Consider the following 12885-nt stretch of genomic DNA (forward strand, 5'->3'; position numbering starts at 1 on the left):
ATCCAATGGCTAATAATTGAGAAAATAAGAAGATTTGTATAAATATTAATGTTTAATGTAGTAACACATCCATCATGATGAAGATCATTTTTTTAGCTCATATGCAAAAAAGCCCCTGAAGTTCAGGAGCTTTTCTGCTTGAGCTACTAAGATCAATTTATACTTACTTCCATTGATAACCTACAGAAGCACCGCCACCAAAGTCACCTTGGCTATTGCCAGTCAAAGCAACTTTATAGACATATTTATTATTTGCGGTTACACCACTGACACCGAAAGCATAACCTTGCTCACCTTCCCAGAATCCAACACCACCACTCACCATACTCATGCCTGCTTCAGTAGGTTGTGGTAAAGAAGCGATTGCGATACTAGAAGCTACAGCAGCATATGTTCGATCTTCCAAATCTCGCATGTCTCGATTCAATGCATTCACTCGACTATCAGTATAAGCTTTCGCATCATTCAGAGTTTGCTGACCAACTTGATTTATGTAAGTTTTGGCTTGGTTCAAGATAGTGGTATCCGCAGCAGCCATTTCCTCTGGAGTGATACCATTTGTACCATCGGCACCATCTGTACCTTTAAGACTTGCTAGCCATTGAGTAATAGTTCCAGCATAACCATTGTTTAATGCTAGCTGATAAGCACTAATACCATTGGTTCCTGTAGTACCATTTACCCCTTTAAGACTTGCCAACCACTCAACAACCGTACCATCAAAGCCATTTTCTACAGCTTGTTGATAGGCATTTAGACCTTGAGTACCTATCGCACCCGTAGCCCCTGTCGCACCAGTTACACCTTGAATACCCTGTTCACCCTGAGCACCTGTTGCTCCAGTTGCACCTGTGGCTCCGGTAGCACCTGTGGCTCCCGTTTCACCTTGAATGCCTTGTAAACCTTGAATACCTTGTTCACCCTGAGCACCAGTTGCCCCTGTAGCACCTGTGGCTCCGGTAGCACCTGTGGCTCCCGTTTCACCTTGAATGCCTTGTAAACCTTGAATACCTTGTTCACCCTGAGCACCAGTTGCCCCTGTAGCACCTGTGGCTCCCGTTTCACCTTGAATGCCTTGTAAACCTTGAATACCTTGTTCACCCTGAGCACCTGTTGCACCTGTGGCTCCGGTAGCACCTGTGGCTCCCGTTTCACCTTGAATGCCTTGTAAACCTTGAATACCTTGTTCACCCTGAGCACCTGTTGCTCCAGTTGCACCCGTTTCACCAGTTGCCCCTGTAGCACCTGTGGCTCCGGTAGCACCTGTGGCTCCCGTTTCACCTTGAATGCCTTGTAAACCTTGAATACCTTGTTCACCCTGAGCACCTGTTGCTCCAGTAGCGCCTGTAGCACCCGTTGCCCCTGTAGCACCCGTTTCACCAGTTGCCCCTGTAGCTCCGGTAGCACCTGTGGCTCCCGTTTCACCTTGAATACCTTGTTCACCCTGAGCACCCGTTGCGCCTGTGGCTCCGACAAGTGATGCCAACCATTGTTCTTCAGTACCTACAAAACCACTATCAACAGCAACTTCATATGCACTTAAACCATCAGCCCCAGCAGGACCAGTTGGTCCTGGTATTCCACTCTCAGGACAACTACCTGTGTCTTGATTAGAATTACATGAAGTTGCAAAAACATTTGTATTCGCTGTCATTAAAATTGCACTTAAAAGAAGCACTTGCACAGCAAACTTTTGTTTACGTAGATAACGGTTTGGCTCAAGTGTTTGTAGATTCATTGCAGCAGATACGGCAGCACTAATATGGGTTTGTTCTTTTTGTAGCTTATTTTCTAAGGCTTTCGTCATTTGACTATTCGGAACACCGAAGACATTTTGATTTAATTTTTTCATGTCCTTCTTCCTTATCCTTCTCCTATTTCATCTATTACACGCCCAAATTAATGTGACGTACATCACTATTTTTTGGTATTTTGTGACTAATAATATTTTAGTAAGACAGAGTACGGTAAAGAACAATGCACTGGTTCATCTTTTGGCTTAAATCATTTCTAGAAAAATTCATCTTAAAAATATAAAAAAAAACCCGCATAAAATGCGGGTTTTTTCGGAACTTTTAAAACTTATGCAGTTTCAACAGTTACATAGCGACGGCCAAATTGACCTTTCACTTCAAACTTAATTACGCCGTCAGCAGTAGCAAATAAAGTATGGTCACGGCCCATACCAACATTTGCACCAGCGTGGAATTCTGTACCACGTTGACGAACGATAATGTTACCAGCAGTCACAGCTTGACCACCGTACATTTTAACACCTAACATCTTAGGATTTGAGTCACGACCGTTCTTAGTCGAGCCACCGGCTTTTTTAGATGCCATGTCTATATACTCCTAGTGATTAGCCTGCAATCGCAGTAATTTTCAACTCAGTAAACCATTGACGGTGACCTTGTTGTTTACGGTAATGTTTACGACGACGCATTTTAACAATACGGATTTTGTCGTGACGACCATGACCAACCACTTCTGCAGTTACTTTCGCGCCAGCTACAACTGGAGCACCGATTTGAATGCTTTCGCCATTCACAACCATTAATACGTCATCAAACGTAATAGTCGCGCCAGTTTCAGCTTTCAATAATTCAACTTTAAGGGTTTCACCCTCAACTACACGGTGCTGTTTACCACCGCTTTGGATTACTGCGTACATATGTACTCCAACTTGCCCGTGTCGCCGTGTCGATAAAGGGATATATCGAGCTTAAAACGACCGCCACTGGGGTTATATAAGGGGACAGATTTTAAGTGATTATTGCATAAACAACAAGCCATCTTCACAAAAAAAACCAAACTTAGCCCTAAGTTTGGTTTGAAGCCCCTACATGCTAAATTAAAATAGAATGAAACACATACGACTGTGTAATAAACAATAGATTTTTAAAATCAATTCGCTACTATAGTCAGCAGATACATTTTTGATGTCATCCAAAACGTCGTTTAGGTGTCTATGGTAGTCAATCAGTCCAAATGATCGCACATCAGCAACCTTGTTTACTGTGTCATTTTTTTGATTCTAATTTTTGATTACACTACAAATAACGACGCTACCGTTGAAAACATCACTTAACCAATAGAGGTTTCTATTCCTATGTCTATCGATTTTAAGCAAGATATTCTCGCCCCTGTAGCTCAAGACTTTGCTGAGATGGACACATTTATTAATGAAGGAATTACATCTAAAGTTGCATTAGTGATGGCCGTCAGTAAACATGTGGTTGAAGCAGGCGGAAAACGTATGCGCCCAATTATGTGCTTACTTGCAGCCAAAGCCTGCGGTGCTGAAGATTTAGCACAACAACGAAAATTGGCTGCCATTATTGAAATGTTGCACACCGCAACGCTTGTGCATGATGATGTTGTAGATGAATCTGGTTTACGTCGTGGCCGCCCGACCGCAAATGCAACATGGAACAATCAGACTGCGGTTTTAGTTGGTGATTTTCTAATTTCACGTTCTTTCGACTTACTGGTCGATTTGAACAACATGACCTTATTAAAAGACTTTTCTACAGGAACGTGTGAAATTGCTGAAGGTGAAGTATTGCAACTGCAAGCTCAACACCAACCCGATACCAACGAACAAACGTACTTAGATATTATTCATGGCAAAACTTCGCGTTTGTTTGAGCTGGCGACTGAAGGGGCTGCAATCCTGACAGGTACACCAGAATACCGTGAACCTCTTAGAAAATTTGCTGGTCATTTTGGCAATGCCTTCCAAATTATTGACGACATTTTAGATTACACATCTGATGCTGAAACACTGGGTAAAAATATTGGTGATGATTTAATGGAAGGTAAACCCACTTTGCCACTCATCTCTGCACTACAACACACCACAGGCGAGCAACACCAAATAATTCGTAAGAGTATTGCAACAGGTGGTACTACACAACTCGAACAAGTGATCGAAATTGTGCAACAGTCTGGCGCTTTGGATTATTGTCGTAAACGTGCTACTGAAGAAACTGAAGCTGCGTTGGCAGCACTTATGGCTTTGCCTGATACACAGTATCGTCAAGCATTATCAAACTTGGCACAATTAGCCTTACACCGAATTCAATAAAGTAGACTTGCTTATTTGCTTATGCATATACAATTTAATGATGTATTGCGGAACATGCAGCAACAGCTTGAGTTTCCTCAGGCTGTTGATGATCTTCTGCTGATTGAGCTGGTGAATCACATTCGACCCAGTGACAGTAAAAACATAGACGAAATAGAACAAAAATTTCAGCAATTTATTCAAACTCTTTTACTTACGCCACATGCTGCAATTACTTTACAAAGTTTCCTTCTGCGCCTGATCAATCAATATAAACAGACCAGCTTATTTGCTGATACAGGGATTTTATCGCTTGATGGTTTTTGGAATCAGTTGGCTCAGCGCGTAGGCGCTCACTTTTTACCCTTAATCCATGATGGAACCCAACTCCAAGAATTGGTTCGACGAGTATTTCATCAACCAAGTGATCACTACTGGCTAGATCAAATTTCTGAAAAAAATTGGCAGCAGTTATTTCAACTCTTAAACCAAGGTCATAGCAATCAGAAAGAAAAGCTCAAAATTAAACATGAGCTGATTAAAGCGATTACCGTGATTTCATATCGAATTAGTGGCATTGGCTTATACCCTGAATTTATTAATGCACAACCCGAACTGACTGAATACGAATCTCCGTTCTTAGAACAAAATCGTGAAATTATTGAATTTATTCAGCATTATAAAAAATTGCATCAAAATCGGGATGAATTTGCTGTTATTGCGCCACCCGATGCTTCACAAGCCTTGGTCATGATTGATCAATGTCGAGAAGTGGTCTTAAAAATTCGACGTGCCACCAAAAGGATTGGGGTGAGTATTAGTCTCACCTATTTGCTCTCTTTATTAGAGCAATGCCTTGATCGAATAGAACTGCTTCTGCAATTGATTGTTGAAGAAGATAAGGTTCGTTACCAAGCTATAGGTAGCCTACTCACCAATATTAGCCAAGCGATTTATAATGAACGCAGTGTCCGTGCATTATTGGCCAATAACAGCGAACTGATTGCCTTACAAGTGACTGAAAACGCCAGTAAAACAGGTGAACACTATGTAAGTACGGATAAAAAAAGTTTTTGGTCTATGTACCGCTCTGCTGCAGGTGCTGGGGTAATTATTGCCATCATGGCCACTTTAAAAACCCTAGCATCTCGTGTCGTGATGGCACCCATCATGCAAGCGTTTGTGTATAGCATGAATTATTCTTTTGGTTTCATGCTTATTCATATTGTGCATTGTACTGTCGCAACTAAGCAACCTGCGATGACAGCAGCAGCACTCGCGTCAACGGTACAGCATCGTAAAGGCTCTAAGACGGCACAAATTGCTGAGTTAGCAGCTTTAATTATTAATATTATTCGCACCCAATTTATTGCAATTATTGGCAATATTTCTATAGCCATTCCAACAGCGGCATTGATTGCTTGGTTATGGCAAACTGGACTACATGAACCGTTAATGAATCATGCCAAAGCGGCAAAGACATTACATGATTTAAATCCATTTACGTCTTTAGCTATTCCACATGCAGCTATTGCAGGGATCTGTCTTTTTCTATCTGGCTTAATTGCGGGATACTTCGACAATATGGCAGTTTACCGAAAAGTAGGACCCAGACTTAAAGCACATCAGCAGTTGAAATCATACTTAGGACAAGAACGCCTGAATAAATTTGCAGAATATGTAGAACGGAATTTAGGTGCGCTCGCGGGTAATTTTATTTTTGGGATCATGCTCGGCAGCATGGGCACTATAGGTTTTATTTTAGGTCTGCCCTTAGATATTCGACATATTGCCTTTGCCTCTGCCAATTTTATACAAGGTCTCATAAATATTAATGATAGCCCTGATATTGGCCTAATTATTGTATCTTTTTTAGGTGTCCTTTTAATTGGTTTGACTAACTTATTTGTGAGTTTCACACTGACCATTATTGTTGCTTTGAGGGCGCGTCGCGTGCGTTTTGAGCAATGGAAACCGTTGGCAAAATTAGTACTGACCCACTTTTTAACGCGTCCAAGTGATTTCTTTTGGCCACCAAAATCGCCTTTAGTCGTTGACGAAACTACAAATTCTCACAAAACTTTAAGTAAATGATTTGTTATATTTCCACCTTACTATAGAAAAATTTAACCGAGTTCACACAGACTTGAAAAAAAGTGTACTGGCTAGTACACTTTGTCCCAGATATTAACTGGGAGGAGGCCCGGTTAAACGAACAAGAGGTTAATGCATGCCGTACTTGTTGCTTATTATTGGTTGTTTTTTGTTATTTTTCAGTGTCTTGATTTTAAACACTCCCACTCTGCTTTCATTCGATTTGGCTATAGTCGAATGGGCAAGTCATCATCGTACTGAGAATCTGAACCAAATAACAACGCTACTATCAGCAATTGGGGGGATGCCAGCTGTACTTTTTTTTACCACTTTATGGAGTTCCTACCTAACTTGGTATAAAAAATACACTGATATATTACTAATTTGTTTAGGACTGATTGGAAGCGGAGCCTTTGCTTGGCTACTTAAATACGGGATTGCAAGACCACGCCCACCTGAAATATTTCATTTGGTTCAAAGTTATGGTTCTTCTTTTCCAAGCGCGCATAGTGTTTATGCTGCTGCTTTAAGTGGCCTGGTTATTTATGTATACCGTGAACACTCCAAATATTCATATATTTGTTGTTTTGCAATTATATGGTTCGTTTTAATGGGGTGCTCAAGAGTGTATTTGGGCGTACATTTCCCTTCCGATGTTCTTGCAGGTTGGGGCATAAGTTTTATTTGGATTACCCTGCTATATATAGTGTTACAACACACTATTCAGCAAAAAATAAATTAATTTTAGATAATAATCTAACTGAGGTGGAACAATGATGTCTGCAAAGCTTTGGGCTCCAGCCCTCACCGCTTGTGCATTAGCAACAAGTATTGCACTTGTTGGTTGTAGCAAAGATCAAAAAGATGTGCAGCAGGCTGGTGCATCTCAACAAATGCCACCAACGGAAGTTGGTATTATTGTTGCACAACCGCAAAGCGTCGAACAATCTGTAGAGTTATCTGGCAGAACCATAGCATTTGAAGTATCAGAAGTCCGCCCGCAAACCAGTGGTATTATTCTGAAACGCTTATTTGCAGAAGGAAGTTATGTCCGTGAAGGTCAGGCACTGTATGAGTTAGATTCTCGTACCAACCGAGCTACACTCGACAATGCAAAAGCAGCACTCTTACAACAAGAAGCAAACTTAAGTTCTCTTAAAACAAAGCTCAATCGTTATCAACAGCTGGTTTCAAGCAATGCCGTTTCGAAACAAGAATATGATGATTTAGTCGGGCAAGTTAGAGTTGCTGATGCACAAGTTGCGGCTGGACGTGCACAAGTCAAAAATGCCGAAGTGGACTTAGGTTATTCAACTATTCGTTCTCCTATTTCTGGTCAAACCAACCGTTCAACAGTAACGGCGGGTGCGCTTGTCACTGCAAATCAAGTAGATCCATTGGTGACGATTCAACGGTTAGACCCAATTTATGTGGATATTAACCAATCTAGCACCGAATTATTGCGTCTACGCCAGCAACTTAGCAAAGGCAGTTTGGACAGCAGTAACAACACGCGTGTGAAGCTGAAACTTGAAGATGGTAGCTACTACCCAATTGAAGGTCGTTTAGCATTCTCTGATGCCAGTGTAAATACAGAAACAGGCACAGTCACAATTCGTGCGGTATTCCCAAATCCAAATCACTTGCTATTACCAGGTATGTTTGCCAATGCACAAATTGTACAAGGTGTGATTCCTAATGCAATTTTAGTCCCTCAAGCGGCAATTACGCGTACACCAACAGGTCAAGCGATGGCGATGATTGTGGATGCGAAAGGTGCAATTGAGTCACGTCCTGTAACCACTGTGGGTGTTCAAGGTCAGGATTGGATTGTGACTGAAGGCATTAAAACAGGTGAAAAAATTGTGGTGGATGGTGTTGCGAAAGTAAAACCGGGACAATCCGTTTCTGCGAAACCATATCAACCTCAAACTGAGGCACCAAAAGCATCTGCGCCAGCATCTGCTGAAAAACCGCAAGCGAAACAAGCAGAATCAAACACTGAACAAAAAGCTACTTCACACGCATAAGGGGTAGACTGAATGGCTCAATTTTTTATTCATCGCCCCATTTTTGCGTGGGTGATTGCACTGGTCATTATGCTGGCGGGTATTCTAACCCTCACCAAAATGCCCGTTGCCCAATATCCGACGATTGCACCACCAACGGTGACAATTGCTGCGACTTACCCTGGTGCATCTGCACAAACTGTAGAAAACACAGTCACTCAAATCATTGAGCAACAAATGAATGGTTTGGATGGTTTACGTTATATTTCATCTAACAGTGCGGGTAATGGTCAGGCATCCATCAACTTGAACTTTGAGCAAGGGATTGACCCTGATATTGCACAAGTTCAAGTACAAAACAAACTACAATCGGCAACAGCGCTTTTACCTGAAGATGTACAACGTCAAGGGGTAAAAGTCACCAAGTCAGGTGCGAGTTTTATGCAGGTTCTTGCATTTTACTCTCCTGATGGAAGCTTATCTGCTGCCGACATTAAAGACTATGTGAACTCCAACATTTCTGAACCACTAAGCCGTGTTGCAGGTGTCGGTGAAGTGCAAGTCTTTGGTGGTTCATACGCCATGCGTATTTGGCTTGATCCTGCCAAAATGACCAGCTTACAAATCACACCGAGTGATGTTGCTGCTGCCATTAATGCACAAAACTCTCAAGTGGCGGTTGGTCAGTTAGGCGGTTCACCATCTGTAGAAGGTCAAGTACTGAATGCGACGGTGAATGCTCAAAGTATGTTGCAAACGCCTGAGCAGTTTAGAAATATCTTTCTGAAAAATATGGCTTCAGGTGCCCAAGTTCGCTTAGGTGATGTTGCACGTGTTGAACTCGGTTCAGATAACTATCAATTTGACTCTAAATTTAATGGTAAAGCTGCTGGCGGTGTTGCAATTAAACTGGCAACAGGTGCCAATGCACTCGATACTGCCGCGGCTGTTGAAAAACGCTTAAGTGAACTTCGTCAAAACTACCCAGACGGTTTAAAAGATCAACTGGCTTATGACACCACACCATTTATTAAGCTTTCAATTGAAAGTGTAGTACATACTTTAATTGAAGCCGTATTCTTGGTATTCATTGTGATGTTCTTGTTCTTACAGAACTGGCGTGCAACCATTATTCCGACGCTTGCCGTACCTGTTGTGGTATTGGGTACATTTGCAGTCATTAATATTTTCGGTTTCTCAATCAACACGCTCACCATGTTTGCGATGGTCTTAGCGATTGGTCTTCTGGTCGATGATGCGATTGTAGTCGTCGAAAACGTCGAACGTGTAATGCAAGAAGAACATCTCGATCCTGTCGCTGCAACTGAAAAATCAATGCAACAGATTTCTGGTGCCTTGGTGGGTATTACCAGTGTGTTAACTGCGGTATTCGTTCCAATGGCATTTTTTGGTGGTACAACGGGGGTTATTTACCGTCAGTTCTCCATCACGCTTGTGACCGCGATGATTTTGTCACTGATTGTGGCATTAACCTTTACCCCTGCCCTGTGTGCAACCTTGTTAAAACAACACGATCCGAATAAACCGGAAAGTAACAATATTTTTGCGCGTTTCTTCCGTTGGTTTAACAACAGCTTCGAAAAAGTTGCCCTGAAGTACCAAGGTGGTGTCAATCGTATGACCCATCATAAAGTCTTCTCGGGTGCGGTTTATGTATTGGTGATTGCAGGTTTAGTAGGTCTATACAAAGTATTGCCTTCTTCGTTCTTACCAAATGAAGACCAAGGCGTCGTTATGACTCTAGTTCAGCTTCCACCAAGTGCAAGCCTTGAACGTACCGACAAAGTCATAACCACCATGACAGACTACTTCTTGAATAAAGAAAAAGAAAATGTAGCTTCAATCTTTACCGTTTCTGGTTTCTCATTCACTGGTGTAGGTCAAAACGCAGGTCTTGCATTTATTAAGCTCAAAGACTGGGACGAACGTACTTCTCCAGAATCTCAGATTGGTGCAATTATTCAACGCGGTATGTCATTAAATATGATCAAAGATGCCTCTTACATCATCCCATTGCAATTACCAGCAATGCCTGAATTAGGTGTAGCATCTGGTTTTGATGTTCAGTTGAAAGATGCAAGTGGTCAGGGACATGACAAACTGATTGCTGCACGTAATGCGATTTTGGGCATGGCTGCACAAGATAAACGTCTTGCAGGCGTACGTCCAAATGGTCAGGAAGATACCCCTCAATACCAAATTACCATTGACCAAGCACAAGCAGGCTCAATGGGTGTCAGTATTGCAGATATTAATAGCACCATGAGCATGGCTTGGGGTGGTTCATATATTAATGACTTCGTTGACCGCGGTCGTGTGAAAAAAGTCTATGTTCAAGGCGAAGCAAGTACACGCATGATGCCTGAAGACTTGAACAAATGGTACGTGCGTAATAACGTCGGTACGATGGTTCCTTTCTCAGCATTTGCAACTGGACAATGGACGTATGGCTCGCCACGTTTAGAACGTTATAACGGCATATCTTCCGTGAACATTCAGGGTACTCCTGCACCAGGTGTAAGTTCTGGTGATGCGATGCTAGCGATGGAAGAAATCATTGGCAAATTACCATCTATGGGCTTACAAGGCTTTGACTATGAATGGACAGGTTTATCTTTAGAAGAACGTGATTCAGGTAGTCAAACAGGTCCTCTACTTGCTCTTTCGATGCTGATTGTCTTCTTATGTCTTGCAGCATTATATGAAAGCTGGTCTATTCCTGTTTCAGTATTGCTGGTTGTACCACTGGGTATTATCGGTGCATTTACTTTAACGTGGTTGGGTATGATCATTAAAGGCGATCCAAACCTATCGTTTAACATCTATTTCCAAGTCGCAATTGTTGCAGTAATTGGTCTTTCAGCAAAAAATGCCATCTTGATTGTAGAATTTGCGAAAGAATTGCAGGAAAAAGGTGAAGATCTATTTGATGCAACTTTACATGCTGCAAAAATGCGTTTACGCCCAATTATCATGACCACTCTTGCCTTTGGTTTTGGTGTACTTCCACTTGCGCTTTCTACAGGTGCCGGTGCAGGAAGTCAGCACTCTGTCGGCTTTGGTGTACTTGGTGGTGTGATTAGTTCTACACTTTTGGGTATTTTCTTCATTCCAGTATTCTTTGTTTGGATTCGTAGTATCTTTAAATACAAACCTAAGAAACAAAATAATCAGGAGCAAACATCGTGATGCAAAAAGTATGGTCTATTTCAGGTCGTAGCATTGCGGTATCTGCACTTGCGCTTGCTTTGACTGCATGTCAAAGCATGCGTGGTCCAGAACCCGTCGCTCAAGCGGATATCCCAACAGGATACATTGGTTCAACAGCAGGCCCTTCTGTTGCGGAACAAGGCTATAAAGACTTTTTTGCTGATCCACGATTGGTACAAGTCATAGAAATGGCTTTAGCGAATAACCGTGACTTACGTACCGCAACGCTGAACATCCAACGTGCACAGCAAGCGTATCAAATTAGCGAAAACAACCAACTGCCAACCATTGGCGCAAGTGGTAGTGTACTTCGCCAAGATACCTTCAGCAGCAACAAACCGATGACAACTTATAATGTTGGCCTCGGTGTCACTGCTTATGAGTTAGACTTTTGGGGTCGTGTTCGTAGCTTAAAAGATAATGCTCTAGACAGTTATTTGGCGACTCAAAGTGCACGTGATGCAACGCAAATTTCATTGATTGGTCAGGTTGCACAAGCATGGCTAAGCTATTCGTTTGCCAATGCCAACTTAAAACTGGCAGACCAAACCTTAAAAGCACAGCTTGAATCGTACAACTTGAACAAAAAACGTTTTGATGTGGGTATCGACAGCGAAGTCCCTGTACGCCAAGCGCAAATTTCGGTTGAAACCGCACGTAATGATGTTGCTAACTACAAGACTCAAGTTGCACAAGCACAGAACCTGTTAAACCTGTTGGTAGGTCAGCCTGTCCCTGCAAACTTATTGTCTCCTCAGCCTGTTAAACGCGTTACCCAAAGTACGGCGTTGACAGCGGGCTTGCCAAGCGACTTATTAAATAACCGTCCTGATGTCCGCGCTGCGGAATATCAATTGTCTGCTGCGGGTGCCAACATTGGCGCAGCAAAAGCAAAATTGTACCCAACCATCAGCTTAACGGGCACAGCGGGTTATGCATCGACAGATTTAAGCGACTTGTTTAAATCAGGTGCCTTTGTATGGTCACTCGGCCCAAGCTTGGACATTCCAATCTTTGACTGGGGCACGCGTCGTGCCAATGTGAAGATTTCAGAAACTGACCAAAAAATTGCGTTGTCAGATTATGAAAAAACCATTCAAACGGCTTTCCGTGAAGTGAATGATGCCTTGGCAGTACGTGAAAATATTGGTGACCGTTTGGCGGCACAACGCCGTCTTGTAGATGCAACCAACACCACCTATAAGCTTTCAACTGCTCGCTTCCGTGCAGGTATCGACAACTACCTCACTGTACTGGATGCACAGCGTACATCTTACGCTGCGGAACAAGGTTTGTTATTGCTTGAGCAAGCAAACTTAAACAACCAAGTTGAAGTGTATAAAACTTTAGGTGGTGGTGTAAAAGCCAACACGACGGATCAAGTGGTGAAACAACCTTCTTCTTCAGATGTGAAATACAACAAAACTGCAAACTAAGGTTTACGCCATGAAAAGCTCACTTCGGTGGGCTTTTTTATTGCTTTTT

At 42.3% G+C, this 12885-nt stretch carries 9 protein-coding genes; 6 read left to right on the top strand and 3 right to left on the bottom strand.

Annotated elements, in window-relative coordinates; all coding sequences use genetic code 11:
* Window positions 1-163: 163 nt before the first annotated feature.
* From E0H82_RS16770 to rplU, 3 genes are all read right to left on the bottom strand, one after another.
* Window positions 164-1852 carry a YadA-like family protein gene (locus E0H82_RS16770; RefSeq protein WP_165492904.1) on the bottom strand — a complete coding sequence of 563 codons (1689 nt, stop codon included), beginning with the start codon at window positions 1850-1852 and terminating at the stop codon, window positions 164-166.
* 230 nt (window positions 1853-2082) lie between these two features.
* A complete protein-coding gene (rpmA, locus tag E0H82_RS00630; protein ID WP_016165771.1) occupies window positions 2083-2340 on the bottom strand; it encodes a 50S ribosomal protein L27 in 258 nt (85 codons plus the stop codon).
* A 19-nt stretch (window positions 2341-2359) separates the two neighbouring features.
* Window positions 2360-2671, bottom strand: a complete 312-nt coding sequence (gene rplU / locus E0H82_RS00635) for a 50S ribosomal protein L21 (RefSeq protein ID WP_010113102.1) — start codon at window positions 2669-2671, stop codon at window positions 2360-2362.
* Between the two features lie 438 nt (window positions 2672-3109).
* On the opposite strand from rplU, the gene sdsA reads away from it, so the two are divergent.
* The 6 genes from sdsA (at window position 3110) to adeK (ending at window position 12836) form a co-directional block, all read left to right on the top strand.
* Window positions 3110-4087, top strand: a complete 978-nt coding sequence (gene sdsA / locus E0H82_RS00640; protein ID WP_131262527.1) for an All-trans-nonaprenyl-diphosphate synthase — start codon at window positions 3110-3112, stop codon at window positions 4085-4087.
* A 21-nt stretch (window positions 4088-4108) separates the two neighbouring features.
* Entirely contained in the window at window positions 4109-6160 is a 2052-nt protein-coding gene (locus tag E0H82_RS00645) for a site-specific recombinase (RefSeq protein ID WP_131262528.1), read from the top strand.
* 136 nt (window positions 6161-6296) lie between these two features.
* Window positions 6297-6902 (top strand): phosphatase PAP2 family protein, encoded by a 606-nt coding sequence (locus E0H82_RS00650; RefSeq protein WP_131262529.1) that lies wholly within the window; start codon window positions 6297-6299, stop codon window positions 6900-6902.
* A 31-nt stretch (window positions 6903-6933) separates the two neighbouring features.
* Window positions 6934-8190 carry an efflux RND transporter periplasmic adaptor subunit gene (locus E0H82_RS00655; RefSeq protein WP_131262530.1) on the top strand — a complete coding sequence of 419 codons (1257 nt, stop codon included), beginning with the start codon at window positions 6934-6936 and terminating at the stop codon, window positions 8188-8190.
* Window positions 8191-8202: 12 nt separating this feature from the next.
* Entirely contained in the window at window positions 8203-11379 is a 3177-nt protein-coding gene (locus E0H82_RS00660; RefSeq protein WP_131262531.1) for an efflux RND transporter permease subunit, read from the top strand.
* Window positions 11379-12836 carry a multidrug efflux RND transporter AdeIJK outer membrane channel subunit AdeK gene (gene adeK, locus E0H82_RS00665; RefSeq protein ID WP_131262730.1) on the top strand — a complete coding sequence of 486 codons (1458 nt, stop codon included), beginning with the start codon at window positions 11379-11381 and terminating at the stop codon, window positions 12834-12836. The genes E0H82_RS00660 and adeK overlap by 1 nt, the downstream gene beginning before the upstream one ends.
* Window positions 12837-12885 lie beyond the last annotated feature (49 nt).

Origin of the sequence: Acinetobacter sp. ANC 4910, assembly GCF_004331035.1 — a bacterium.
GTDB lineage: Bacteria > Pseudomonadota > Gammaproteobacteria > Pseudomonadales > Moraxellaceae > Acinetobacter.

Excerpts from the sequence above, each read along its gene's own strand:
- E0H82_RS16770 (WP_165492904.1), bottom strand. The coding sequence starts at position 1,852 with ATGAAAAAATTAAATCAAAATGTCTTCGGTGTTCCGAATAGTCAAATG.
- E0H82_RS00650 (WP_131262529.1), top strand. The coding sequence starts at position 6,297 with ATGCCGTACTTGTTGCTTATTATTGGTTGTTTTTTGTTATTTTTCAGT.
- sdsA (WP_131262527.1), top strand. The coding sequence starts at position 3,110 with ATGTCTATCGATTTTAAGCAAGATATTCTCGCCCCTGTAGCTCAAGAC.
- E0H82_RS00655 (WP_131262530.1), top strand. The coding sequence starts at position 6,934 with ATGATGTCTGCAAAGCTTTGGGCTCCAGCCCTCACCGCTTGTGCATTA.
- adeK (WP_131262730.1), top strand. The coding sequence starts at position 11,379 with ATGCAAAAAGTATGGTCTATTTCAGGTCGTAGCATTGCGGTATCTGCA.
- E0H82_RS00645 (WP_131262528.1), top strand. The coding sequence starts at position 4,109 with ATGCATATACAATTTAATGATGTATTGCGGAACATGCAGCAACAGCTT.
- rpmA (WP_016165771.1), bottom strand. The coding sequence starts at position 2,340 with ATGGCATCTAAAAAAGCCGGTGGCTCGACTAAGAACGGTCGTGACTCA.
- rplU (WP_010113102.1), bottom strand. The coding sequence starts at position 2,671 with ATGTACGCAGTAATCCAAAGCGGTGGTAAACAGCACCGTGTAGTTGAG.
- E0H82_RS00660 (WP_131262531.1), top strand. The coding sequence starts at position 8,203 with ATGGCTCAATTTTTTATTCATCGCCCCATTTTTGCGTGGGTGATTGCA.